25 protein-coding genes are annotated in these 25,426 nt (G+C 64.5%); 17 read left to right on the top strand and 8 right to left on the bottom strand.

Annotated elements, in window-relative coordinates; genetic code table 11:
- Window positions 1-139: 139 nt before the first annotated feature.
- The 4 genes from ACZ1JX_RS01610 to ligK form a co-directional block, all read right to left on the bottom strand.
- The gene (locus ACZ1JX_RS01610) at window positions 140-562 is read right to left on the bottom strand and encodes a secondary thiamine-phosphate synthase enzyme YjbQ (RefSeq protein ID WP_465125090.1); all 423 of its coding nucleotides are present in this window, start codon (window positions 560-562) and stop codon (window positions 140-142) included.
- A 20-nt stretch (window positions 563-582) separates the two neighbouring features.
- Entirely contained in the window at window positions 583-1,473 is an 891-nt protein-coding gene (locus ACZ1JX_RS01615) for an amidohydrolase family protein (protein ID WP_465125091.1), read from the bottom strand.
- Between the two features lie 137 nt (window positions 1,474-1,610).
- Window positions 1,611-2,669 (bottom strand): 4-oxalomesaconate tautomerase, encoded by a 1,059-nt coding sequence (locus tag ACZ1JX_RS01620; RefSeq protein ID WP_465125092.1) that lies wholly within the window; start codon window positions 2,667-2,669, stop codon window positions 1,611-1,613.
- A complete protein-coding gene (ligK, locus tag ACZ1JX_RS01625) occupies window positions 2,662-3,336 on the bottom strand; it encodes a 4-carboxy-4-hydroxy-2-oxoadipate aldolase/oxaloacetate decarboxylase (protein ID WP_465125093.1) in 675 nt (224 codons plus the stop codon). The genes ACZ1JX_RS01620 and ligK overlap by 8 nt, the downstream gene beginning before the upstream one ends.
- A 106-nt stretch (window positions 3,337-3,442) precedes the next feature.
- Here ligK and ligR point away from each other — a divergent pair, with 106 nt between their 5' ends.
- From ligR to ACZ1JX_RS01670, 9 genes are all read left to right on the top strand, one after another.
- The gene (gene ligR, locus ACZ1JX_RS01630; protein WP_465125094.1) at window positions 3,443-4,594 is read left to right on the top strand and encodes an aromatic metabolism transcription factor LigR; all 1,152 of its coding nucleotides are present in this window, start codon (window positions 3,443-3,445) and stop codon (window positions 4,592-4,594) included.
- A 63-nt stretch (window positions 4,595-4,657) separates the two neighbouring features.
- Window positions 4,658-5,479 carry an NAD(P)-dependent oxidoreductase gene (locus ACZ1JX_RS01635; RefSeq protein ID WP_465125095.1) on the top strand — a complete coding sequence of 274 codons (822 nt, stop codon included), beginning with the start codon at window positions 4,658-4,660 and terminating at the stop codon, window positions 5,477-5,479.
- On the top strand, window positions 5,476-6,501 hold the full coding sequence (locus ACZ1JX_RS01640; RefSeq protein ID WP_465125096.1) for an amidohydrolase family protein: 1,026 nt from the start codon (window positions 5,476-5,478) through the stop codon (window positions 6,499-6,501). The genes ACZ1JX_RS01635 and ACZ1JX_RS01640 overlap by 4 nt, the downstream gene beginning before the upstream one ends.
- The gene (ligA, locus tag ACZ1JX_RS01645) at window positions 6,498-6,917 is read left to right on the top strand and encodes a protocatechuate 4,5-dioxygenase subunit alpha (RefSeq protein ID WP_465125097.1); all 420 of its coding nucleotides are present in this window, start codon (window positions 6,498-6,500) and stop codon (window positions 6,915-6,917) included. The genes ACZ1JX_RS01640 and ligA overlap by 4 nt, the downstream gene beginning before the upstream one ends.
- Before the next feature lies 1 nt (window position 6,918).
- Window positions 6,919-7,761, top strand: coding sequence for a class III extradiol dioxygenase subunit beta (locus tag ACZ1JX_RS01650; protein WP_465125098.1), 843 nt, complete (start codon window positions 6,919-6,921; stop codon window positions 7,759-7,761).
- 70 nt (window positions 7,762-7,831) lie between these two features.
- On the top strand, window positions 7,832-8,776 hold the full coding sequence (locus ACZ1JX_RS01655) for a Gfo/Idh/MocA family oxidoreductase (RefSeq protein ID WP_465125099.1): 945 nt from the start codon (window positions 7,832-7,834) through the stop codon (window positions 8,774-8,776).
- Window positions 8,777-9,131: 355 nt separating this feature from the next.
- Window positions 9,132-9,923 (top strand): CmcJ/NvfI family oxidoreductase, encoded by a 792-nt coding sequence (locus ACZ1JX_RS01660; RefSeq protein WP_465125100.1) that lies wholly within the window; start codon window positions 9,132-9,134, stop codon window positions 9,921-9,923.
- A 56-nt stretch (window positions 9,924-9,979) separates the two neighbouring features.
- Window positions 9,980-11,461, top strand: coding sequence for a carotenoid oxygenase family protein (locus ACZ1JX_RS01665; protein WP_465125101.1), 1,482 nt, complete (start codon window positions 9,980-9,982; stop codon window positions 11,459-11,461).
- A complete protein-coding gene (locus ACZ1JX_RS01670; protein WP_465125102.1) occupies window positions 11,458-12,390 on the top strand; it encodes an SDR family oxidoreductase in 933 nt (310 codons plus the stop codon). The genes ACZ1JX_RS01665 and ACZ1JX_RS01670 overlap by 4 nt, the downstream gene beginning before the upstream one ends.
- 188 nt (window positions 12,391-12,578) lie before the next feature.
- Here ACZ1JX_RS01670 and ACZ1JX_RS01675 read toward each other — a convergent pair whose 3' ends face one another.
- Both ACZ1JX_RS01675 and ACZ1JX_RS01680 read right to left on the bottom strand, forming a co-directional pair.
- Window positions 12,579-13,220, bottom strand: coding sequence for a hypothetical protein (locus tag ACZ1JX_RS01675; protein WP_465125103.1), 642 nt, complete (start codon window positions 13,218-13,220; stop codon window positions 12,579-12,581).
- A 72-nt stretch (window positions 13,221-13,292) separates the two neighbouring features.
- Window positions 13,293-14,156: a dienelactone hydrolase family protein gene (locus tag ACZ1JX_RS01680; protein WP_465125104.1), complete on the bottom strand. Its 864-nt coding sequence runs from the start codon at window positions 14,154-14,156 to the stop codon at window positions 13,293-13,295.
- A 145-nt stretch (window positions 14,157-14,301) separates the two neighbouring features.
- Here ACZ1JX_RS01680 and ACZ1JX_RS01685 point away from each other — a divergent pair, with 145 nt between their 5' ends.
- On the top strand, window positions 14,302-15,021 hold the full coding sequence (locus tag ACZ1JX_RS01685; protein ID WP_465125105.1) for a nuclear transport factor 2 family protein: 720 nt from the start codon (window positions 14,302-14,304) through the stop codon (window positions 15,019-15,021).
- Between the two features lie 324 nt (window positions 15,022-15,345).
- Here ACZ1JX_RS01685 and ACZ1JX_RS01690 read toward each other — a convergent pair whose 3' ends face one another.
- A complete protein-coding gene (locus ACZ1JX_RS01690) occupies window positions 15,346-15,834 on the bottom strand; it encodes a MarR family winged helix-turn-helix transcriptional regulator (RefSeq protein ID WP_465125106.1) in 489 nt (162 codons plus the stop codon).
- A 174-nt stretch (window positions 15,835-16,008) separates the two neighbouring features.
- On the opposite strand from ACZ1JX_RS01690, the gene ACZ1JX_RS01695 reads away from it, so the two are divergent.
- The 3 genes from ACZ1JX_RS01695 (at window position 16,009) to ACZ1JX_RS01705 (ending at window position 20,407) form a co-directional block, all read left to right on the top strand.
- Entirely contained in the window at window positions 16,009-18,390 is a 2,382-nt protein-coding gene (locus ACZ1JX_RS01695) for a TonB-dependent receptor (RefSeq protein WP_465125107.1), read from the top strand.
- A 132-nt stretch (window positions 18,391-18,522) separates the two neighbouring features.
- Window positions 18,523-18,924: a nuclear transport factor 2 family protein gene (locus ACZ1JX_RS01700; protein ID WP_465125108.1), complete on the top strand. Its 402-nt coding sequence runs from the start codon at window positions 18,523-18,525 to the stop codon at window positions 18,922-18,924.
- Window positions 18,925-18,937: 13 nt separating this feature from the next.
- Window positions 18,938-20,407, top strand: coding sequence for an aldehyde dehydrogenase (locus ACZ1JX_RS01705; RefSeq protein ID WP_465125109.1), 1,470 nt, complete (start codon window positions 18,938-18,940; stop codon window positions 20,405-20,407).
- A 260-nt stretch (window positions 20,408-20,667) separates the two neighbouring features.
- Here the strand turns inward: ACZ1JX_RS01705 and ACZ1JX_RS01710 are convergent, their stop codons facing one another.
- Entirely contained in the window at window positions 20,668-21,324 is a 657-nt protein-coding gene (locus ACZ1JX_RS01710) for an alpha/beta hydrolase (protein WP_144902140.1), read from the bottom strand.
- A 127-nt stretch (window positions 21,325-21,451) separates the two neighbouring features.
- On the opposite strand from ACZ1JX_RS01710, the gene ACZ1JX_RS01715 reads away from it, so the two are divergent.
- From ACZ1JX_RS01715 to ACZ1JX_RS01730, 4 genes are all read left to right on the top strand, one after another.
- On the top strand, window positions 21,452-22,507 hold the full coding sequence (locus ACZ1JX_RS01715) for a cysteine desulfurase family protein (RefSeq protein ID WP_465125110.1): 1,056 nt from the start codon (window positions 21,452-21,454) through the stop codon (window positions 22,505-22,507).
- A complete protein-coding gene (locus ACZ1JX_RS01720; protein WP_465125111.1) occupies window positions 22,504-23,586 on the top strand; it encodes a cysteine desulfurase family protein in 1,083 nt (360 codons plus the stop codon). Before ACZ1JX_RS01715 ends, ACZ1JX_RS01720 begins: the two co-directional genes overlap by 4 nt.
- Window positions 23,587-23,588: 2 nt before the next feature.
- Entirely contained in the window at window positions 23,589-23,921 is a 333-nt protein-coding gene (locus tag ACZ1JX_RS01725) for a 2Fe-2S iron-sulfur cluster-binding protein (RefSeq protein ID WP_465125112.1), read from the top strand.
- Window positions 23,922-24,268: 347 nt separating this feature from the next.
- Complete coding sequence (locus ACZ1JX_RS01730; protein ID WP_465125113.1) at window positions 24,269-25,426, top strand: iron-containing alcohol dehydrogenase; 1,158 nt, start codon at window positions 24,269-24,271, stop codon at window positions 25,424-25,426.

Genomic DNA, 25,426 nt, shown 5'->3' on the forward strand with positions numbered 1-25,426 from the left:
AGGTAAGGCCGGTAGGCCGTAATGCTGCGCAGACGGCGGTTAACGACTTGGGCATGAGGATTGCGCTCGGCTTTGGCCTTAGGGGCTCAAGCGCACGGAAACCCGGCGCTTTCGTGGTAAACGCGCGGAAGTTCTGTGCTCAGTCGCCCAGCAGGTGGAGCGCGATGCGGCGGCGGTGCGCGGCGCGGCGGTGCTCGCACAGGTAGATGCCCTGCCAGGTGCCGAGCGAAAGCTGCCCGCCGATCAGGGGAATCGATAGCGAGACGCCCGTGAGGATCGACTTGAGGTGCGCAGGCATGTCGTCCGGCCCTTCGTCGTCATGCGCATAGCCGTCGTTCTCGGGGGCAAGGCGGGCAAGCCAGCGGACAATGTCGCCGCGTACTTCGGGGGCAGCATTCTCCTGGATGGTGAGCGAGGCCGATGTGTGGCGGCAGAACGCGGTGAGCAGGCCGGTGGTCATGGCCTGCTCTGCTACCCAGCGGGCAATTTCGCGGGTGATCTCGTGCAGGCCCTGACCGGGCGTGGCGATGACAAGTTCGGTGGCGGACTGGCGCAGGGTCATGCGCCAGTCCATATCACGGATCAGTCGGCCCAGTAGAGCTTCATCGGGTTGTCGATGAGCAGCTTGCGCTGCAATTCCTCGGTTGGAGCAATGCGCGGGATCATGTCGACGAGGTGGCCGTCGTCAGGGATCTCGGTGTCCATGTTGGGGTGCGGCCAGTCGGTGCCCCACAGCACGCGGTCCTGATAATCGGCGACGAGCGGCGCGACCGCATCGGCAAAGGCGTTCCACGGATCGCCTGCGCCGCCTTCCTTGATCGCATCGAGGCGGTCGGGGCAGGTGGCCTTGAACCAGATGTCCTCGCGGCTGTTCAGGAAACTGCGGAAAGCCTTCATGTCAGCCCCCTCAGGTCCCTGACGCACGTCCGGGCGGCCCATGTGGTCGATCACGAGGGGCACCGGGATGGCATCCATGAACGGGCGCAGTTCCTCAAGGATGTCAGCCTCGAAATAGATCACCACGTGCCAACCCTTGGGCAGGCGCTGCGCCACTTCGAGGAACTTGTCCTTGGGCGCATCATCGACAAGGCGCTTGAGGAAGTTGAAGCGGATACCGCGAATGCCGCCGTCGTGCATGGCGTGGAGCTCGGCTTCGGAGATCGCGGGATCTACGACCGCGACGCCGCGTGCGCGCCCGTTGCTCTTGGCGATGGCATCGAGTGTGGCGGCGTTGTCGGTGCCATGGCAGCTGGCCTGAACGATCACGTTCCTGTCAAAGCCCAAGTGGTCGCGCAGGGCGAAGAGCATGTCCGGCCCGGCGTCCTGCGGCAGGTACTTGGCCTTCGCGCTGAACGGGAACTGCGCCATCGGGCCAAAGACGTGGCAATGCGCGTCCACCGCGCCTGCGGGCGGGGTATAACGCGGCTTGCTCGGGTTGGCGTGCCAGCTGATGATACGGTTCTGGTCGGTCATGCGATTTTCCCTTCCTGCTCTCTCCCCTTCAGGGGAGAGATACGCAGGCTTGTCAGCTTGCTGACTAGCCGAAGTTGAGAGGGGATCTTGCGCTTGCCCCCTCTCCCAACCCTCTCCCCTGAAGGGGAGAGGGCTATTCACCCAAACACCACCCCGTCCATCAGCTTGCGCGCGGTGCGCAGCAGCGCGGCAGTGCGGACATCGCCCGCGTCGTCCACTTCCAGAACGCAGCTCATCTCGCCGGTCGGGTGTTCGACCGAGAGCAGCTTGCGTTGGCCTTCGGGAATCGAGGCGACCTCGGCAGCGGGCGAGCCGGGGATGAGGCACGCCGTCGCCACGCTCACCGCGCCAAGCACACCGATCGTGGCGTGGGCGCGGTGGGGGATGAAGCTGCGCACGGTCACCGCGCCGCCGTTCTTCGGCGGGGCGACGAGCATCATCTTGGGGACCGACTTCGACGTCACATCGCCCAGATTCATCATCGGGCCGACGATCAGACGGATCGCCTCGATCTTCGCCTTCAGGTCAGTCGCACTGTCGAGCCAGTCGCGATCTTCGTAGCCGGTGATGCCGAGGTCCTCGGCCTTCATCACCACGCAGGGCATGCCGTTGTCGATCAGGGTGACGGCAGTGCCGTTGACCACGTCAACCGCGTTGCCCGTCGGCAGAAGCGCGCCGCACGATGATCCGGCGGTGTCGCGGAACTCCAATGGAACCGGGGCGTGGCTGCCGGGGACGCCGTCAATCTTAGCCTCGCCCTTGTAGGTCACCTTGCCACCAGGCGTGCTGACCGTAGCGACGGCCACTTGCCCGGTGTTCTCCATGTAGATCGCAACGCGGGTCTCATCGCCGGTCGCGGCCACCAGCCCGCGCTCGATGGCAAACGGCCCGACGCCTGCAAGGATGTTGCCGCAATTCTGCGCATCGGTCACGATGGCCTGATCGACGAAGACCTGCAGGAACAGGTAATCGACATCGATGCCCTCGCGGCTGGACTTGCAGACGACCGCGACCTTGCTGGTCAGCGGATCGGCGCCGCCCATCCCGTCGATCTGCACGGGATCGGGACTGCCCATCATCGCGAGGAGGAACGCGTCACGTTCGGCGGTCTCAGTCGGCAGGTCATCCTTTAGAAAGTAGCCGCCCTTGGACGTTCCGCCCCGCATCCACATGCAGCGGACGCTCGTGTCAGACATACTTCAGGCCTTCCTTCTCCAGCCGTTCGCGCATCTTGTACATGTCGAGGCCGAGGACGCCTGCGGCCAGCTTCTCGCGCTTTTCGCCTTCGTTGGCTTCGCGCGCCTGCGCAGCCTTGAGCACTTCGGCAGACTTCTCGCGCGGAACAACACACACACCGTCATCATCGGCCACGATCACGTCACCGGGGTTCACCAGCGCATTGGCGCAGACGACGGGGACGTTGACTGAACCCAGCGTGTTCTTGACGGTGCCTTGCGCGTAGATCGCCTTGGACCAGACGGGGAAGTTCATTTCGGTGAGGTCGCGCACGTCGCGCACGCCCGCATCGATCACCAGACCCCGGCATCCCCGCGCCTGGGCGCTGGTGGCGAGGAGATCGCCGAAGTAGCCGTCTTCGCAAGGGGAGGTGGGGGCCAGCAGGAGAATGTCTCCGGCCCGAAGCTGTTCGATGGCAACGTGGACCATCCAGTTGTCGCCCGGAGGGGCGCTGATGGTGACAGCCGAGCCCGCAATGCGCGCGCCGCGATAGATCGGGCGTATGTAGGAGGCGAGCAGGCCGGTGCGGCCCTGCGCTTCGTGGACGGTGGCAACGCCACAGGCGGCAAGGCCGTCGATCACGGCTGGATCGGCACGTTCGATGTTCTGGACGACGATACCCGACATTTCCGGCTCCCAATGAAACTCTTCGCGCCGTTCCATGGAACTGCGGGCCGTGAGCGACCAATGCATTGTTTGGCAGGAGGCATAAGGAAATGCTAAGCGAGCAGGCATGGCACTCCATGCGATCAACATCCGCCACATCGCCGCTTTTGCCGCCACGGTACGCCACGGCAGCGTGACTCGGGCAGCGCGGGCGGTGAACCTGACGCAGCCCGCCCTCACTCAAGCCATCGCACGGCTGGAAGCGGACCTCGGATGCGCATTGTTCGAGCGCGGGCCTGCGGGAATGACGCCGACCGAACCTGCCTTGCTGCTCGCCCCGCGCGCCGAAGCCGCGATTGCCCATGTCGGCTCCCCGCGCGTTACGGGGACGCAGGTGCGGGCCTTTCTGGCTCTGGCAAGGGCAGGCTCCTATGCAGTGGCGGCCGAGGCGACGGGCCTGTCCTCAGCCTCGCTGCACCGCGCCGTGGCGGATCTTTCGGTCGCACTGGGGCAGCGGCTGGTGGACCGGCGCGGGCGCTCGGTCTCGCTGACCCCTGCCGGAGAGCGCCGCGCACGCGGGTTCGGCCTTGCCATGGCGGAACTGCGCTCTGGCCTTGCCGAAGTGGCGGCGTGGCAGGGCAAGGCGGCGGGGCGCGTGGTCGTCGGCGCCATGCCGCTCAGCCGCGCGCGCTGGCTACCCGAGACGATCCTGCGCTTTGCCGCCGCGCATCCAGGAGTGGACGTGGCCGTGGTCGAAGGGAGCCATGCCGAGCTGTCCGGCCCCTTGCGCGATGGCGAAGTGGATATGATGCTGGGGGCTTTGCGCGAGGCGTCGTCATTGGACGATCTGGCGCAGGAGCCTGTGTTCGAGGATCAACCCGCGCTGGTGATGCGGGCCGGGCATCCGTTGCTCTCGAGCGCCGTGGATGGTGCGGCGCTGGCGTCCTACCCTTGGATTCTTCCCGCCAGCGACACGCCGCTCAGGCACTACTGGGAAGGGATGATGCGCGCCGCCGGGGCAGAGCCGCCGCATGTCGGGATCGAGTGCGGATCGGTGCTGACCGTGCGACAGTTGCTCCTCGGATCGGACGCGCTGACGCTGCTGTCCCCGGCGCAGCTGGCGGTGGAACTGGACGCTGGCGTGCTGGCGACCTTGCCGCCGCCCGCGCCGGTCGCGCGGACCATCGGCATCACCACGCGCGAGGGCTGGCGACCGACCGCGCCGCAAGCCGCCTTCGTCGCACTCCTGCGTGAAGTGGCGGCGGAAGGCTTTGCATAAATTTATGACCCCGGCGATGTTTGCATTTGTTCCTTTGCGCATGTCCGCGCAGGACCCACGCCCATGGAGAGCACTATTGCCCTGATCGGCTTCGGCGAGGCCGGGTCCACTTTTGCCAAGGCGGCAGGCTGGGAGTCTGCGGCGCTGGCTTTCGACATCAATCCCGCCCGACGCGAGGTGATGGAAGGGGCGGGCGTCGTGGTCTGTGCGACGGCCGAGGATGCCTTGAGTGATGCCGACGTGGTGCTTTCGCTGGTGACGGCGGATTCAGCGCTGCCTGCGGCTGAAGATTATGCCGCACTGTTGAAGCCGCGTGCGCTGTGGTGTGACATGAATTCCGTCGCACCCGATACCAAGCGCGCGGCGGCAATGGCCATCGAGGCGGCGGGCGGGCGCTATGTCGACGTGGCAGTGCTGGCGCCGGTGAACCCGGCGCGGATGAACGTGCCGCTGCTGATTTCGGGCGCTCATGCGGCCGAGGCCGAGGCGCGGCTGCGCGCCGCAGGCTTTGCCAAGACGCGCGTCGTCGGCGACGAGATCGGCCGCGCCAGCGCGATCAAGATGATCCGCTCGATCATGGTCAAAGGCATCGAAGCACTGACCGCCGAGATGATGCTGGGGGCGACCAGGGCGGGCGTGGTGGACGAGGTGCTGTCCTCGCTCGATGCCAGCGAGAAGCACGAGAGCTGGTTCGTACGCGCCGAGTACAACGTCGAGCGCATGACCACCCATGGCCTCCGTCGCGCCGCCGAAATGGAAGAAAGTGCCAAGACGCTGGAATCACTGGGCGTCGAACCGGTGATGACCAGCGGCACCGTGAAACGCCAGCGCGAGCAGGCGGGCAAGACAATCGCATTCACCCCAGAGAGGACCGAAGTCGCATGACCATGATCATCGACTGCCACGGCCACTACACCGTGCTGCCAAAGGCGCACGACGAGTGGCGCGAGAAGCAGAAGGCCGCGTTCAAGGCCGGGACCGAGTGCCCGCCCTATCCCGAAATCTCGGACGACGAGATCCGCGAGACGATCGAATCGAACCAGCTGCGCCTGCTCAAGGAACGCGGCGCGGACATGACGATCTTCTCGCCTCGCGCCTCGGCCATGGCCCCGCACGTGGGTGACCAGTCGGTCGCGGTGAAGTGGGCGCAAGTCTGCAACGACCTGATCGCGCGCGTCGTCGGGCTTTACCCCGAAACCTTCGCGGGCGTGTGCATGCTGCCGCAGTCGCCCGAAGCGGACATGACCAGCTCGATCGCCGAGCTGGAGCGCTGCGTCAACGAGCTGGGCTTCATCGGCTGCAACCTCAACCCCGATCCGGGCGGCGGCCACTTCAAGCACCCACCGCTGACCGACGAGTTCTGGTTCCCGTTCTACGAGAAGATGGTCGAGCTGGACGTTCCGGCGATGATCCACGTCTCGGGATCGTGCAATCCGGCGATGCACGCGACCGGCGGCTACTACATCGCGGCTGACACCATCGCCTTCATGCAGCTGCTCGAAGGCGACCTGTTCAGCAAGTTCCCCACCCTGCGCTTCATCATCCCGCACGGCGGCGGCGCGGTGCCCTATCACTGGGGACGCTATCGCGGCCTTGCCGACATGCTCAAGAAGCCCGGTCTCGACACGCACCTGATGAACAACGTGTTCTTCGATACCTGCGTCTATCACCAGCCGGGGATCAACCTGCTGGCCGACGTGATCGAGAACAAGAACATCCTGTTCGGTTCGGAAATGGTCGGCGCGGTACGCGGGATCGATCCCACCACCGGGTTCTATTTCGACGACACCAAGCGCTATGTCGATGCGCTCGACATCAGCGATGCCGAACGTCACGCGATCTTCGAGGGCAACGCGCGCCGCGTGTTCCCGCGCCTCGACGCCAAGCTGAAGGAGAGGGGCCTGTGACGCAGGAAACGCCCAAGCAGAACATCCACGAATACCTTGCCGAGCTGGAAGACATTCCAGGCACGCGGGTCTACACCGCCGCCCGCGCGCGCAAGGGTTACTGGATCAACCAGTTCGCGATGAGCCTGATGAAGGCCGAAAACCGCGAGCGCTTCAAGGCCGACGAGCGCGCCTACCTCGACGAGTGGAACATCTCGGAAGAGGCCAAGCAGGCGCTGCTCAAGCGCGACTACAACGCGCTGCTCGACCTTGGCGGCAACGTCTATTTCCTGTCGAAGCTGTTCTCTTCGGACGGACTGCCGTTCGCCGAAGCGGTCAGCACGATGACCGACATGACCTGGCCGGAATATCGCCAGATGATGCTTGATGGCGGACGTTCGCCCATCGGCAACCGCTCGATCAAGGGAGGCTATTGATATGGCCCGCATTACCGCTGGCGTCGGCTCCAGCCACGTTCCTCTGCTTGGTGTCGCCGTCGATCAGGGCAAGTGGCAGGACGACTACTTCGGCCCGATCTTCAAGGGCTACGAGTGGACCCGCGAATGGGAAAAGCGCGAGAAGCCCGATGTGGTGATTCTGGTCTATAACGACCACGCCTCGGCATTCGACGCGAACATTATCCCGACCTTCGCAATCGGCTGCGGCGAGCACTACAAGAGCGCCGACGAGGGCTGGGGCCCGCGTCCGGTGCCCGACGTGGAAGGCCATGCCGATCTTGCCTGGCATATCGCCCAGAGCCTGATCCTCGAAGACTTCGACATGACCATCATCAACGAGATGGACGTCGACCACGGCCTCACCGTGCCGCTCTCGATGATGTTCGGCCAGCCGGAAAAGTGGCCGTGCAAGGTCGTGCCGCTGGCGGTGAACGTGGTGACCTACCCCGTCCCGTCGGGCAACCGCTGCTGGGCGCTGGGCGAGGCGATTGCCCGCGCGGTGGAAAGCTTCCCCGAAGACCTCAACGTGCAGATCTGGGGCACGGGCGGCATGAGCCACCAGCTCCAGGGTCCGCGCGCCGGGCTGCTCAACCGCGAGTGGGACAACAAGTTCCTCGACATGCTGGAATCGGACAACGACGACGTCCGCCACATCCCGCACATCGAATACCTGCGCGAGACCGGCTCGGAGGGCATCGAGATGGTCATGTGGCTGATCATGCGCGGGGCGCTCGGCAAGAGCGTCAAGACGCTCAACCGCCACTACCACATTCCGTGCAGCAACACCGCGATCGGGCACATCGTGCTCGAACCGGCAGACTGACTTTCTCCCCATCCACCCTTGCCGGGCGGCTCCACAGCCGCCCGGTGCCTTTTCAAGAAAGGGAACAGACATGCGCATAGCCCTGGCAGGCGCCGGCGCGTTCGGCGAAAAGCACCTCGACAGCCTCAAGAACATCGATGGCGTCGAAATCACCTCGATCATCAGCCGCCGTGCCGAACAGGCCGCCGCCGTGGCCGAAAAGTACGGCGCGAAGCATTCCGGCACTGAACTGGAAGAAGCCCTCGCCCGCGATGACGTCGACGCAGTAATCCTGTGCACGCCCACGCAGATGCACGCCGCGCAGGCCATCGCCTGCATGAAAGCCGGAAAGCACGTGCAGGTGGAAATCCCGCTGGCCGACAGCTGGGCGGATTCGCAGGAAGTCCTGCGCGTGCAACAGGAGACCGGCAAGGTCTGCATGGTCGGCCACACCCGCCGCTTCAATCCTTCGCACCAGTACGTGCACAACAAGATCACTGCGGGTGAATTCAACATCCAGCAGATGGACGTGCAGACCTACTTCTTCCGCCGAAAGAACATGAACGCCAAGGGCGAGGCGCGCTCGTGGACCGACCACCTGCTGTGGCACCACGCCGCGCACACGGTGGACCTGTTTGCCTATCAGGCAGGCAAGATCGTCAAGGCCAATGCCATCGAAGGCCCGATTCACCCTGAACTGGGCATCGCCATGGACATGTCGATCCAGCTCAAGAGCGAGACCGGCGCGATCTGCACCCTGTCGCTCTCGTTCAACAACGACGGCCCGCTCGGCACCTTCTTCCGCTACATCGGCGACACCGCGACCTACATCGCGCGCTACGACGATCTGGTGAACGGCAAGGAAGAGCCGATCGACGTTTCGAAGGTCGACGTTTCGATGAACGGCATCGAACTGCAGGACCGCGAATTCATCGCCGCGATCCGCGAAGGCCGCGAGCCGAACAGCTCGGTCGCCAAGGTGCTCGATTGCTACCGCGTGCTGGGCGAGCTTGAACAGCAGCTGGCCGCCGGTTGATTTGCAAAAGGCCCGCCCGAAACGGCGGGCCTTTTTCGTTGGGGAGTTACACTACCTCCCGTCACCCCGGGCTTGACCCGGGGCCCATGACCTCGCTGTCGGGCGTGCCAGAGGCGTAATGAATCCCGGCCTTCGCCGGGATGACGAGGTTGGAGGCGAGAGTCTGGTTTGACTGGTCGGAAGACGGCTGAGGGGATTTAAGATTTGTTCCCCCACCACCGTCGCCCCGGCGCAGGCCGGGGCCCATGACCTCGCCGCAGCGCATGACGGTAGTGTTTTGAAGCTGGCCTTCGCCGGGATGACGACTGAAATTCAACGACGGACCTGCACCACAAGCGGGCCGGCCAAGGAGAGCATGATGGAAGCGCTGATTGCCTATTCCGGGCGGCGGTTCGAACGCCCGCGCTATTACGCCAACGCGCACGAGCGCGACGAGGTCGAGATTGCCCTCGCGCCGATGGCGATGACCGATGCCCGCGGCCTTGGCACCAGCATTGATCGCGAGGGCTTCGAGATCGTGGCGCACAAGAGCGCCGTCGCCGACTTTGCCGACCGCGAGCAGGTCGCACGGCTGCACATGCGCGAAATCGAGGAACTGGTGCAGGCGCACACCGGCGCAGATTTCGTCCATGTCGGCGCGCCGGGTCTCCTGCGCTTCTCGGAGAAGAGCGGCAAGGCTGGCAGCCTCAACAACTCCATGCCCGCGCGCTTTGCCCATATCGACATTTCCGACCGCACCGCGCAGACGTTCGGCGAGCGCGGCGCCAACGGTCGGGCATTCCTGCGCTGCGCCCACTACAATGTCTGGCGCGCCATCTCGCCGCCGCCGCAGGACGTGCCGCTGGCGTTCTGCGATGCGCGCAGCCTTGCCCCGCAAGACCTGATCGCCGCCGATGCCGTGTTCGACGAACCCGGCAAGCCCGAATGGTCATTCGAAGGGCTGGTCGTGGCGCACAACCCGGCGCACCGCTGGCACTGGTTTTCCGCCATGACCATCGACGAGGCGGTGCTGTTCAAGACCAACGACAGCGATCCCGCCCGCGCGCACCACGTGCCCCACGTTGCTTTCGACTTGCCCGACTGCCCCGCCGATGCGCCGCCCCGCGTCAGCATCGAAATGCGCGCGACCGCCTATTGGTGGGCTTGATTGCCTTACGCTTTGCGCTACACATACCGTAACAAATGATAGGGTGAGGTGTGGTCATGGGCGCGTATCCGCAGACGATCTATTTTACCGGGGCGAACGAGCCGGTAGGGCAGGAAGTGGACCTGCTTGGACTGAAGGTGGAAGGCGATCTGCCGCCCGAAGTGCGCGGCAGCCTCTATCGCGCCGTGCCCGATCCCGCCTTCCCGCCGATGTTCGACAATGATCACACGCTGTCGGGCGATGGCATGGTCAGCCGCCTGTCGTTCAACAGCGATGGCACGGCAGACTTCGCGCAGAAGTATGTCCATACCGCGCGCTACATGGCGGAAAAGGCTGCCGGAAAGGCGCTGTTCGGCAAGTATCGCAACCCCTTCACCGATGATCCTTCGGTGCAGGGCGTGGACCGCACCGTCGCCAACACCACGCCGGTCTGGCACGCCGGGCGTCTGCTGATGGCCAAGGAGGACGGGCGGCCCTATCGCGTCGATCCAAAGACCTTGGAAACGCTCGGCTCCTACGATTTCGGCGGCGCGCTCAAGAGCGAGACGATGACTGCGCACGTGCGGATCGACGGCGAGACAGGCGAGCTGTTCTTCTATGGCTACGAGGCGGACGGGCAGGCCTCGACCAAGGTCGCCTACTGCATCGTCGCACCTGATGGCACGCTGAAGTCCGAACAGTGGTTCGATGCGCCCTACTGCGCGATGATGCACGATTTCACGATCAGCGAGAACTACGCGCTGTTCCCGATCTACCCGACGACAGCGGACCTTGATCGGCTCAAGGCAGGCGGGGAGCACTGGCACCATCAGCCGGAGCTGGACTCATGGCTGGGCGTCATGCCGCGCTATGGCGATGTGTCTGAAATCAAGTGGTTCAAGGGGCCCAAGGGCTGCCACTCCTACCACATGATGAACGCGTGGGAGGATGCCGACGGCATGCTCCACTTCGATGCCTGCCTCAACAACACCAACGCCTTCGCCTTCATCCGCGAGCCTTCGGGCATCCACATCGGCCCGCAGGACGTGGTCGGCGCGCTCACCCGCTGGACCGTCGATCCGCGCAGCGAGAGCGGCGAGGTGACCGAAACAATCATCGGTCCTCCGGGCGATTTCCCGGTTATCCCCGCAAAGCTGCAAGGTCGCCCCTACAAGACCGGCTTCATGCTTTCGATGAACCCGCAGCTGCAGGGACCGCCGCTGTTCGCAGGACCGGTGGGCGTGAGCTTCAACATGCTGCTGCGGCTGGACGGGATGGACACAGCCACCCCGCAGGTGACCAACGCGCTCGCCCTGCCGCCGATGGCCGGGTTCAACGAGCCGGTGCACGTGCCTGCCACCGATCCCGCCAAGGACGGCTGGCTGGTGTTCATCATGGACCAGCAGATCGGCGACAACCAGTTCATCCATGAAGCGTGGGTGGTCGATGCCGGGAATATCGCCGCAGGACCGGTTGCCAAGGTCCACATCCCCACCCGCCTGCGCCCGCAAGTCCACGGCTGGTGGGTCCCGCAGGCGCAGCTGGACGCGCTGGCATGAGCAAGATCGTCATCACCGGAGCCTCGGGCAATTATGGTCGCGGCGTCACCGACCGGCTGATCGCGCAGCGCCGCGCCGCAGACCTCATCCTGATCACGCGCAAGCCGGAAAAGCTCAGCGACCGCGCCGCCCAGGGCTGCACCGTGCGCTATGGCGATTTCGACAAGCCCGAGACGCTTGAGCAGGCGGTGCAGGGCGCTGACAAGATGCTCCTGATCTTCGGCACCCGCGTCGGCGCGCGCGTAGTGCAGCACAGGGCGGCGATCGATGCGGCCGCAGCGGCAGGCGTGAAGCACGTGATCTACACCAGCTTCATCGGCATCGACGATCCTGCCAACCCCGCCGAAGTCCGCCACGACCATATCGAGACCGAACGCCTGATCCGCGCCTCGGGCTGCGGCTGGACCATGCTGCGCGATGCGCACTATGCCGATGCCATGGTCCTGATGATGGGGCCGAACGTGATCCAGACCGGCAAGTGGTTCTCCAACGCCGGAGAAGGCCGCGAAGCCATGGTCTGGCGCGACGACTGCATCGAAAGCGCCGTCGCCGTGCTGACCGGCGAGGGCCCAGATTCTGACAAGCACTTGGGCCGGATCTACAACATCACCGGCCCCGACCTGCAGACCTTCGCCGAAGTCGCCGCGATCATGGCCGAAGTTACCGGACGCCCCGTCGAACACGTCTCGCTCGACGACGAAGGCCAGTACGCGATGTTCGACGCCATGGGCATCCCCCGCCGCCCGGTCGACGATCTCGAAGTCGCCGGCATCCCCTGGAACAGCGACGACATGGTCAGCTTCGGCCGCGCCATCCGCGAAGGCTTCCTCGAACTGTGCACCGACGACGTGGAGCGCCTCACGGGCCGCAAAGCCCGCTCGGTCCGCCAGATGATCGAGGAAAACGTGGAGATGCTGCGGGGGGCTTGAAGGGCACCCCCTTAGTGCAAGAGGTGGGCTTACCACCACCACACTCCCGTCATCCCGGGCTCGACCCGGGATCCCGCTTTTCTCCTTCGGCCAAGCTGAGGCCGACACCTCGCGCAAAGGCAGCGGGGCCGCGGGTCAAGCCCGGGCGACGGCGGGCTAGTGGTATTCTCAGTGGCTGAGCCGCACATTCAGCCCTTGCTGGGCTTGCGCGGTAGCTTCTTGTCCAGAAACTTCACCACGTTTCGGACGAAGGCGTCCCGGAAGTTCTCTCTGGCGACTGGCAGCGATGCTTCGTCTTTGGCTGGAAACCCCTTCAACTGATTCCAGACGATGCCGTTTGCCGTGAAATAACCGCCATTCCGAAAGTCTCTGATCGTGAGATTATTGAACAAATGGGATTTTATGAACCCGCCTTCGAATGTCTGGTCACTGAGGTAAAGTTCAGCGTAGCAAGATGCCTGCGATTGGGAGTTTCGGGTTTTCGCTGAACGCGCCTTGCCGATGAATGATTTGTCTATGATCTGGGGTTCGACGATTATGCTCACATCGCCAGACCCAAGGTAGCTCTGCCAATCAACTTTTTCGAGAAGCGGCTTGAGGCGTTCAGCTTTCAATTCGAAGTCCATTACTCCGACGACGCTGTCGGCAGGGTAACTGCTATCGTGCAGGCTTTGAAGCGCCGCCCCCAAGCCGCCATAGGCTAAATAGGGAGCAGGTGAGCTAGAAATATAATTCTCTGTTTGCCAGACGTGAAGTTCGCACGGACCCATGTTCGATGCGGGCGGACCGTTCGTCGCCGAGAACAGGGCGAGCAGCGGAATAATCAGCATCGTTTACCTTGCCATGTTCGATTTCAGACTTGTCGCCCTTCTAGCTTTAAGTCTGACAGCTATGTGTCAGCCTCACAAACTCTTCTTGAACAAAGCCAGCATCCGCCCCCACGCCTTCTCCGCCTGCGCGCGGTCATAGATCGGCGCATCCAGCGTGCACCAGCCATGCTGCGCCGGGTAGACTTCGATCTCCGCAGGCCGCTTGGCTGCGTCAGCCGCCGCGCGCAGCTGCGTCTTTTCCTTCGGCGCGCGTTCGTCGTCGTTCTGGGCTATGGCGATGAGGTAGGCGGCGCGGGTCTTGGGGATCAGGTTGATCGGGCTGTCGGGCGCATCGCCGACAAGTCCGCCGCCATGGAACGAGGCCGCCGCGCCGACGCGCGCCGGGTTGGCAAAGGCGGTGCGCACGGTGAACGGCCCGCCCATGCAATAGCCGCACGAGCCGATGCGCTTCTTCGAGTTCACTTCCTTCTGCGCATCGAGCCACGAGACGAAGGCGGCAGCGTCGGTCGTGGTGCCCGATGGCGTGATAGCGCCGATCATGGGCTTGAGCTTTTCCTGCCCCGCAGGCGTGCGCCATTCCATCAGCGAGGCGAGGATCGGCGCCGGGCTGGAGCGGTAGTACTGGTTGACGACCAGCACCGCATATCCTGCGGCTGCAAGGCGGGTGCCCATGGTCTTGTAGGCATCGCGCAGGCCCGCAATGTCGGGCCACATGATCACGGCGGGGTGCTTGCCCTTCTTCGGGTAGACGAAGAACGCGTCGGCCTTGCCATCGGGCGTGTCGATCGTGACCATGCGGCTGGCGGTGGGCGCTTCGGCTGCCGTGGCGCAGCCGGGGATCGTGACAAGCGCGGCAGCGCCTGCGCCGAGCGAGGCGAACTCGCGGCGATTGAGGAAAAATTCGGCGTTCTCGGCCTCGGTAAACTCATCGCACATCGCAGATTCTCCACGCTCCGTCCGGGGCAGAGACTAGCGCGGAGGCCTTGGCGCGCAAGGTGCCTCGGCGGGTGATTTTTGCTCTCGCTTTCGGCGACGCATTTGTTAGTGTTACATACAAATATTGACTTGGGAGAGTCGCCTGATGACCGACGTGAATGCCCGCCTCGCCGCTCTCGAAGCCCGCGTGACCGAGCTTGAGGATCTCAACGCGATCCGCCGCCTGCAATGGGCCTATGGCTATTACATCGATTACAACCGCCCCGAGGAAGTGGCAGGCCTCTTCGCAAAGGACGGCGCGGTCGTGTTCCTCTCGGGCGAATACGTCGGCTACGAAGGGGTGATGCGGCTCTACGGAACGTGGTTCCAGAACCTGTTCACCGGCGGACGGCGCGGCCCGGTCCACGGGCTGCTGCTCGACCATTTCCAACTGCAGGACGTGATCACCATCGCGCCCGATGGCCTGACCGCCAAGGGCCGCTTCCGCGGCATCCTCGCAGGCGGCTGGCACGACGACATCCTCAAGGACAAGCCCGAAGGCATGCCGCAGCAGTTCTGGGAAAGCGGGATCTATGAGAACGACTACGTCAAGGAAGACGGCGTCTGGAAGATCAAGCGGCTCGACTACATGATGCAGTGGCAGGCCGATTACGAGACCGGCTGGGCCAAGACCGTCGCGCACCTGCAGCCCGCCGCCGTGTGCTTCCCCGAAAACCCGATCGGGCCGGACCGGCTCCTGCCCGAAACCGACGTCCGCCAGACCTGGCCCAACCGTCAGGAAGTGGCGATGAGCTTCGCCCACCCGGTGCTGGCCAAGGCCTTTGCCGTCGGCGATTTCACCCGGCTGCAGAAGAAGTGGCCTTGAGGGGGGGCGTTGAGACGTGGGGATGAGGAAATAGATGATGTCACGCGAAGACGCGAAGACGCAAAGACGCAAAGATGTCGTGTTTATGGAGAAGCCGTTTTCGATCTCTTGTGCGGTATCAGGGCGCGATAAGGTCTGCGTAACCCGCAACATCTTCGCGTCTTTGCGTCTTTGCGTGACATAATCCTGCTCCCCCGCGAAGGCGGGGGCCTCAGTCGGTTTACGCCTAAGTTGGGAGAGAAAGCTCCCCGCCTGCCCGTTAGGCAGTTTATCCCGAGCGACCGGCCTGCCGGCCAGGCGAGGGGCGGGGATGCAAGGCGAGCATCAAGCGCCCCAGCGGCCGATCCGGGCCAGCACCGAGGCGGCGACGCGGCGGAAAGCCTCGCGGTCGCGCTGCGAGACGCCCTTGAACAGGTCGGCGCCGACATGGGACATGGCCGGGATCGTGCGGGCGAACAGGCGCTGGCCGGCATCGGTCAGACGGACCGGCTTGCGGCGGCGATTGCGGCGGTTTGCGCCGGGTTCGACAAGGCCTCGGTCGGTAAGCGCGGCAATGGCGCGGCTGACGTTCATCGGAGGCACGCCCATGATCTCCGACAGGTCGTGCCCCGCCAGTTCCCCTTCTCCGCCCAGTGCGAGAACGATGCGCAGGTCGGTGGTGGTCAGGCCCAGCGGATCGGCCACGCCTTCACGCATTGGCGTGCCGATGAAGGTGCCGAGCTTGAGCAGGTCGATCAGCAGCGCGACTTCGCCCTCGATGGCGAGGTCGACCGGGGCGTCAGACTGGGATTCAGGGGCCGGGACCGGATTCATCGCCCGCTTCTATCGCCGGGTTCCCGTCCCGGAGCAAGGGGCGAAGTGTGCCCGATCTGCATCAGTTCCGGCTTCGCGCCACGCTCGCAAATGTTAGGCTTGCAAAGCGTGATTTAGTATGTCTTACTAACAAACATCAACCGGTTCCGAAGAGAACCATACAGGAGAGGGGATATGGCTCAAGCCCATCGTACCACGTCACACGTGCGCCTGCTTGCTGCAGGCAGCCTTGCCGCGCTCTCGCTCGGCATGGCGATGCCCGCCATGGCTCAGCAGGCGCAGGCACAAACCCAGGCTGACGAAAACACGTCGGAATCGGCACGCGAGATCGTGGTGACCGCGCAGTTCCGCGAACAGCGCCTGCAGGACACCCCGCTCTCGATCACCGCGGTCGACGCGCAGCTGCTCGCCTCGCGCAACCAGACCGATCTTGCCCAGATCGCGCAGCAGGCGCCGAACGTGCAGCTCAACGCGATGGGTGGCGCCTATGGTTCGTCGCTCGGCGCCTCAATCCGCGGCATCGGCCAGTTCGACTTCAACCCAGCCTACGAACCGGGCGTCGGCATGTACATCGACGACGTGTACTACGCGACGCTGACCGGCGGCATCTTCGATCTGCTGGACCTTGAGCGCGTCGAAGTTCTGCGTGGTCCGCAGGGCACGCTGACCGGCCGTAACGCCATCGGTGGTGCGATCAAGCTGTTCTCCAAGCGGCCGACCGACGAGACTTCGGGCATGGTCGAAGCCGTCTATGGCAGCCGCCAGCGTACCGATTTCCGTGCCAGCGCCAACTTCAAGCTTGCCGAAGGGCTTTATGGCCGCATTTCGGGCGTCTACAAGCACCAGGAAGGCTATGTCGACCAGCTCGATTACGGCTGCGTCTTCCCGAACAATGCACAGGGCATCGGCGCGCGTCCGAGCAGCGGTCAGGGCTGCCTGATCGACAAGCTGGGCGAGAAGAACTATGCCGGTATCCGCGGTTCGCTGCGCTACAACCCGAATGACTCGATCGATTACACGGTCATCGGCGACTACACGTACGAAAACCGCACGAATGCCGCTGAAGTGATCTCCTTGATCAATCCGGCCAAGATCAGCAGCACCTACCTGTGCGGCCGCTTCTGCACCTACGCAAACTTCTACGGGCAGGGCAACACGCCGCCCCCGGGCCTGTCGATCCCCGGACCGTGGGGTCAGGTGAAGGACGGCTACTACATGCCGAACCGCACCAAGTTCACTGGCTGGGGCGTTTCGGGCAACGGCACGTTCAAGCTCAACGACGATGTCAGCATCCAGTCGATCACCGCCTACCGCGAATATCGCCAGAAGTGGGGTACCGACGACGACTATACGCCGGACCTCAATGTCGTCGGCCAGGGCTACAACGACCTCAAGTTCTGGTTCTTCAGCCAGGAACTGCGTGTCAACGCCAAGCTCGGCGACACGGTCGACGTCACCGTGGGCGGCTTCTACTCCGACCAGCGTTCGACCTACTTCACCCGCCAGGACATCCGCTACATCGCGCCGGGCCTCAACTTCCAGTTCCTCGGCAACGACCCGGTGAACGCGGACAGCAAGGCCGTGTTCGGTACGGCGATCGTTCGACCGATGGATGGCCTGACCGTGACCGGCGGTCTGCGCTATACCAAGGAAAGCAAGGACTACACCTTCGTCCGCAAGAACTTCGACGGCACGGTGTCGTACTTCCTTGGCGCGCTTGATGGCGTGAAGGCGACGTACGCAGGCGACAAGGTCGACTGGCGCATTTCCGCCGACTACCGCTTCAGCCCCGAAGTGCTGGCCTACGTCACCGTGGGCACCGGCTTCAAGGGTGGTGGCGTGACTGCGCGTCCGTTCGACGCCGCGCAGGCCCTGAACGGCAGCTTCGATCCGGAAACGGTGACGGCGTACGAAGCAGGCCTCAAGACCGACCTGTTCGACCGCCGCCTGCGCCTCAACATCGCTGGCTTCATCAACGACTACAACGACATCCAGCTTCCGCTGATTTCGTGTGCGTCGCTGGGTTCGAACGCGCCGTGCGGTGCGCGCCAGAATGCGGGTAATGGCCGGATCAAGGGCTTCGAAGTTGAAATGCAGGCCTCGCCGATCGAGGGCCTGGATATCGATGCCTCGCTCAGCCATCTGACTGGCAACTACAAGAACATCGACCCGCGGGTGGGCAACGCCATCCTGCTGACCGATCCGATCGTGACGCCGAACTGGAAGTACAGCTTCGGCATCCAGTATCGCGCCAACCTCGGCAGCGCTGGCTCGCTGACGCCGCGCTTCGACTATGCCCACACTGGTCGCACGAGCGCCGGTCGTCTGGCTGCCGGTCAGCCGATCGAGTACTTCAACTCGTACAACATCGGCAACGCCCGTCTGACCTGGCGGAACGAGGCCGAGGATCTGTCGATCGCGTTCGAAGTGCAGAACGTGTTCAACGAATACTACACGCCCTTCCGCTTCGCTGCAGTCTATGCCTTCACCGGCACGGCCTACAGCCAGGTCGGTCGTCCGCGCGAGTGGGCGGTCACGGTGCAGAAGCGCTTCTGATCCGTTTCAGGTTCATGGGGGAACGGGGGCGGTCAGCAATGGCCGCCCCTTTCTTTTGCGCTTGGCGCAAACCCTATCAAATGTTAGCGTTTGACCTACGAGCCGAATCCGGCCGCGAAGGGGAGAGATGCCGTGCTGACGCGCGAGGCCTATGACCGCTATGTCGCCGCGTTCAACGCGAAGGACTATGACGCGGTTGCCGATTTCTATGTCGATCCGCCGCTGATGACCTTCTTCGGCGTCGAAATCCGCTCGCGGCAGACGCTCAAGGACTTCTACGGCTTCCTCCACGATCACGTGAAGGAAAGCGTGACGGTGCTGAATTTCGCCTGCTCGGATACGCTGACCGCCATCGACGGTGTCATCCGCGTCGAAGGCGTGAAGGACCTCACCCGGGAGGCGCTCGATGCGCAGGGGCTGCACGGTTTTTTCCCGATCAGGGCGGGCGAAGTGCAGGAAATGCGACAGTTCATCTTCTATACGATCAACAACGGCCTGATCGAGCGCGTCGAGTGCGCGCTGGCGCAGGCTTGAGAGGACATAAGCCATGACACCCGAAGGCGTGAACGTCGCCCATCCCGACAAGCTGTACACCGGCGGCCAGTGGGTCCCTGCGCACTCAGGCCGGATGATCGACCTTATCTCACCCAACACCGAGCAGGTCGTGGGGCGCGTGGCTGAAGCCGACGAGGCCGACATGGATGCCGCCGTGGCCGCAGCGCGCGCGGCCTTCGACCATGGTCCCTGGCCAACCACGCCGCCTGCCGAGCGCATCGCTGTATTCCGCCGCATGGTCGCGCATCTCGAAACCCGCGTGCCCGAGCTCGCCAAGGCGTGGACCGCGCAGATGGGCGGGCTCGCCTCGTTTGCCGGCCCGATGCACGGCGGCAGCGTCATGGCGCTGGCACAGATCGCGGGCTTTGCCGAACAGTTCGAATTCGTCGAGCGGCGCCCGAGCATGGCCGCCGATACTGCGCTGATCGCCTATGAACCGGTCGGCGTCGTTGCCGCCATCGCGCCGTGGAACGGGCCGTTTGGGATCATGGCCAACAAGGTCGCCTATGCGCTGCTCACCGGCTGCACGGTGATCATGAAGCCTTCGCCCGAAACCCCGCTCGAGGCCTATATCATCGCCGAGGCAGCCGAGGCGGCGGGCATTCCGGCGGGTGTCGTCAACCTCGTCACCGGGCACCGCGAAGCAAGCGACCATCTCGTCTGCAACGAGGGCGTGGACAAGGTCTCGTTCACCGGCTCGACCGTTGCGGGCAAGCGCATCGCCTCGGTCTGCGGCGCGCGCATGGCGCGTTGCACCTTGGAACTGGGCGGAAAGTCCGCTGCCATAGTGCGCGATGATTTCCCGATAGATGCCGCCGCCAAGATGCTGGCGGGCACGATCACGATGATGAGCGGGCAGGTCTGTGCCATGCTCAGCCGTGTAATCGTGCCACGCCACCGCCACGATGAATTCGCCGATGCCATTGCAGCGGAGATGAAGCAGGTCCGCATCGGCCATTCCGATGATCCGCAGGCGCAACTCGGCCCGGTGGCGATGAAGCGCCAGCTCGAGCGCATCGAGATGTATATCGAAGAGGGCAAGGCCACCGCCGATCTGGTGACCGGCGGGGGGCGTCCGGCACACATGAACCGCGGCTACTTCATCGAACCGACACTGTTCGCCAACGTCAGGAACGACAGCCGCATCGCGCAGGAGGAAATCTTCGGCCCCGTCCTCAGCCTGATCCCGGTGGAGGACGAGGAAGACGCGATCCGCACCGCCAATGCCAGCGCCTACGGCCTCAACGGCTCGGTCCTGACCACTGACGCCGATGCCGCCTACCGCATCGCGCGCCGCGTGCGCACAGGTGGCTTCGGGCAGAACGGCTTGCGCATGGACTTCGGCTTGCCCTTCGGCGGGTTCAAGCAATCGGGCATCGGCCGCGAAGGCGGGCCGGAGGGGCTGTTCCCCTATCTCGAACTCAAGACCATCCTGATCGACGGCATGCCGTCGGTGCTTTGATTCTCCGTTCGCTCATTCCCGTCCTCCCGACGCAGGCCGGGACCCATTAAGGTGCGGTGGTGCATGACAGTGAGGCCATGGACCCCGGCCTGCGCCGGGGCGACGCAAGTCTGGGAGGGCGATCGGCGCGCATTCCACCGCCCTCCACCACCCCGTCATCCCGGCGCAGGCCGGGATCCATTACGATGCGTTGACGCGCGACTGTAAGGCCACAGGCCCTGGCCTGCGTCTGGGCGACGGATCGTGAAGATGCGACGTGATCAGCGGATCGGGCAGTCCGGCGACAGGCGCATGTCGAGGTAGTTGTCCACGGCGCGCATCATGTCGTCCATTTCGTTCTCGAAGAAATGGTTGGCGCGCGGGATTTCGTCGTGGTGGATGGTGATGTGCTTCTGCGTGCGCAGCTTGTCGACCAGTTTCTGCACCGCGTTGGGCGTGACGACGGTGTCCGCCGTGCCTTGTACGATGATGCCCGAGGCGGGGCAGGGCGCGAGGAAGCTGAAATCGTACATGTTGGCAGGCGGGGCGACCGAGATGAAGCCACGGATCTCCGGACGGCGCATCAGCAACTGCATGCCGATCAGGGCGCCGAACGAATAGCCCGCGATCCACGTGGTGCTGGCTTCAGGATGGATCGACTGCACCCAATCGAGCGCGGCGGCCGCGTCGCTGAGTTCGCCAATGCCGTTGTCGAACGAGCCCTGGCTGCGCCCGACGCCCCGGAAGTTGAAGCGCAGCGTGGCAAAGCCGCGCGCGACGAAAGTCTTGTACATCGCCTGCGTGATGCGATCGTTCATCGTGCCGCCCGCCTGCGGGTGCGGATGGAGGATCATCGCGACCGGTGCGCGGGGGCGGGTGGCGGGCTGGAAACGGCCTTCGAGGCGGCCTTCGGGGCCGGGGAAAATGACTGCGGGCATTGCCTGTCCGGTAATCCTGTGGTCTGGCCCGGTCGGCATGGAATGCCGGGGCTGGGAATTGCGTTGACGGCTATATAGAAACCAACCCTCCGAAAGCAATCTTTCCGCGCAATTGCTGGGATTCACGTTGCCACAAAAACCGATCTACCTCGACCACGCCGCCACGACGCCGCTCCTGCCCGAGGCACTGGCGGCGATGCAGGAGGGTTTTCGCATCTGGGCAAACCCTTCGAGCCCGCATGCGGCGGGGCGCGCGGCGCGGGCGGCGCTGGAAGATGCGCGGTCGCGGGTGAAGGCGGCATTGGGCTGGCAGGGCGAAGTGATCTTCACCAGCGGGGCGAGCGAGGCGCTGGCCATCGCAACAAAGCATGTTTCCCCGGGGAAACAAACAAGGAACATCACCAGCGCCGTGGAGCACGAGGCAGTGCTTCGGCTGACGCCGGATGCCATTCGCCTGGGTGTCGATACGGCCGGGATGGTCAGAATTTCCGAACTGGAGCAAGCGCTTAAGGCTGGAGGGCCGGCGCTCCTGGCAGTCCAGCAGGTCAATAGCGAAACAGGCGTTGTTCAGGATCTTGCGCCAATCGCAGAGTTGGCAAAGTCCTGCACTTCGCTGTTGCTGGTCGATGCCGCGCAGGGCGCGGGGAAACTTCCCTTGCCGCAGGCGGACATGATCGCGCTATCGGCACACAAGTTCGGCGGGCCGGTTGGCGTCGGAGCCTTGCTGGTGCGCGATTGGGCTATGCTGAGCCCGAGCGGCGGCCAGGAGCGCGGCTATCGCGCCGGGACCGAGGCGCTGCCGCTGGTGCTCGGCATGGTGGCTGCTCTCGAAGCCGGGAATCAATGGCTCAAGTGCGCTGCAGGTTTGCGAGATTCGCTGACGAATCAACTGCTTGAAAACGGGGCGGAAATTGTTGCGCCGGAGTCTGTGCGCAGCCCGACGATTTCCGCCTACCGCATGCCGGGCAAGTCGAGCGTAGCGCAACTGATCCGCTTCGACGGCGCGGGCATCGCCGTTTCCGCAGGAAGTGCCTGTTCCTCGGGCTCGCTGAAGGCCAGCCACGTGCTGACCGCGATGGGCCATCCGCATCCCGGTGAAGTCATCCGCGTATCCATCGGGCGCGAGACGACCGAGGCGGAGATCGCGCGGTTCGTGGGCATGTGGAAGGAGATTCGGGGGTGATCTACCTCGACTATCAGGCGACCACGCCGCTCGCCCCCGAAGCGCGCGAGGCGATGATGCCGTGGCTCGCAGGGCCTGAGGAGATGGGGTTCGCCAACCCGCACAGCCCGCACCGGGCAGGGCGAGCGGCGGCGGCGGCGGTGGAAGTGGCGCGTGGGCAGGTTGCCGCGCTCCTCCCGCCGGGCGGGCGCGTGGTGTTCACCTCCGGCGCGACCGAGGCGATCAATCTGGCGCTGGCGGGATCGGGCCAGGAACGGCTGGCAGTCAGCGCCATCGAACACGCGGCGGTGCTGGATACGGCGCGGGCGCTCAATCCGGGCATGACGGTTCTGCCTGTGGATGGGGCGGGGCTGGTCGATCCCGACGTGGCGATTCCGGAAGGCACCGGCCTTGTCGCGGTGATGCAGGTCAACAACGAAATCGGCACCATCCAGCCGGTCGCGGAGCTCGCACGACGGGCGCACGAGATTGGCGCGCTGTTCCTGTGCGATGCGGTGCAGGGGACAGGAAAGCTCACCGCTCCGGACGGCGCCGACCTGATCGCAATATCTTCCCACAAGCTCCATGGCCCCAAGGGCATCGGCGCGCTGTGGGTGCGTGATGGAGTAGAACTCTCGCCCCTCATCCACGGCGGCGGGCAGGAGGGCGGATTGCGCTCGGGCACGCTGTCCCCTGCGCTCTGTGCCGGCTTTGGTGCGGCGGCGGCTCTGTGCACAAGTCTGTCGGAAACCGACCGGCTTCATGTGGAAAAGCTGTGGACCAAGGTGCGCGCGCTGTTCGAGGGCTGGACGCTCAACGGCAGCGCCACCGAGCGCTGGCACGGCAATCTCAACCTTCGCCTGCCGGGGCTCGATGTGGCGCGACTGTTGTCGGAATGCCGCACCGTGGCATTTTCTGCAGGCTCTGCCTGTGCCAGCGGGTCCGGCAGACCGAGCCATGTCTTGCGCGCGCTCGGACTTTCGGACAGGGATAGCAAAACCGCGATCCGCATCGGTTTCGGACGCTATACGGGGGATAAGGAGCTTGAAGAGGCGGCCGGGGCGATCAACGCCGCGGCACGCGCGCAGGGAGTCTTGTAACCATGGTCAGCGTCACTTTCGTCACGGCAAAGGGCGAAAAGATTGCCGCAGAGGGCGAAGCGGGCACGCGTTTGCTGGAACTCGGCCAGGCCAAGGGCATGCCACTGGAAGGCACCTGCGAAGGCCAGATGGCCTGCTCCACCTGCCACGTGGTGATCGACGCCGCATGGTTCGACAAGCTGCCGCCCGCGGTGGATGACGAAGAGGACATGCTCGACCTCGCCGCTGGCGTCACCCGCACCAGCCGCCTTTCGTGCCAGATCGAATTGACCGAAGCGCTCGAGGGCCTGGTCGTGCACATTCCTGCCGAAGCTCGCGACATGCAAGGCCGCTGACCCGGCCCACGAATCACCACTCCCTCCCCTTTCGCCCCGGCCCCGTCATCCCGACGAAGGCCGGGATCCATAACGCTTCGGCAGCGCACGACAGCAAGATCATGGGCCCCGGCCTGCGCCGGGCGACGGATTGCTTAAGGCGCCAAGTCCGCGATCCCAACCCCGCCGTCATCCCGGCGAAGGCCGGGATCCATCACTCTTCGGTAGCGCACGACGGCAAGGTCATAGACCCCGCCCGCGTCTAGGCGGCCGCGTTCTTGATGAGAGGTCGGGCAGGCTCGCCTTTTGGTCTCTTGCCCACAAGCGCGTTTTGCGGTCGGATGGGCGCGAGAAGCTAGAGGACCCAAATGGCTGCGATCAATCTGCCGCGTGTGATCCGTATCGGCGGCGGGGCTCTGGCCGAGCTGCCTGCCGCAATGGCGCAGTGCGGGGTGTCACGGCCCTTTGTCGTGACCGACGGGTTTCTGGTCAGCTCGGGGATGGTCGAACGCATGACCGGGGTGCTCGACTCGGCGGGAATGACTGCGACGGTTTTCGCAGAGACCGTGCCAGACCCGACCGTGGCCGTGGTCGAGGCAGCGCTGGAAGCCTTGCGCGCCGCCGATTGCGATTGCGTGATCGGGTTCGGCGGAGGCAGCCCCATCGACACCGCCAAGGCAATTGCCGCGCTTGCCGCTGATCCCCGCCCCGTCCAGTCGATGAAGGCTCCGGCAACGACCGACGTTCCGGGTCTGCCTATCATCGCGGTGCCCACTACCGCCGGAACCGGATCGGAAGCGACGAAGTTTACCATCGTCACCGACGAGGCCACCAGCGAGAAGATGCTATGCGCCGGCCTCGCCTTCCTGCCGACCGTGGCCATCGTCGATTTCGAACTGACCATGGGCAAGCCCGCGCGGCTGACGGCAGATACCGGGATCGATTCGCTGACCCACGCCATCGAGGCTTACGTTTCGAAGAAAGCCAATGCCTTCAGCGATGCCATGGCGATCTCGGCGATGAAGCTGATCGCGCCCAATATCCGTACCGCCTGTGCCGAACCCGGCAACCGCGCGGCGCGCGAGGCGATGATGGTGGGTGCGCATCACGCAGGCATCGCGTTCTCCAACGCCAGCGTTGCGCTGGTCCATGGCATGAGCCGCCCGGTCGGCGCGTTCTTCCACGTTCCGCATGGCCTTTCCAACGCAATGCTCCTGCCTGCGGTGACAGCCTTTTCCGCGCCCGCCGCGCTGTCCCGCTATGCCGATTGCGCGCGGGCGATGGGCGTGGCGCGCGCGGACGAAGGTGACCAGTCGGCAGTGGCGCGGCTGCTCGAGGAACTGGCAGCGCTCAATGCTGACCTGTCAGTCCCATCCCCTCGCGCCCACGGCATAAGCGAAGCTCGGTGGTTCGAGGTCGTCCCCGAAATGGCACGGCAGGCGCTCGCTTCCGGATCGCCCGGCAACAACCCGCGCGTTCCGCAAGCGGCGGAAATCGAGCGCCTCTACGCCGAGGTCTTCGGCTGA

This window comes from Novosphingobium sp. BL-A-41-Hi4A-0G, assembly GCF_055521735.1.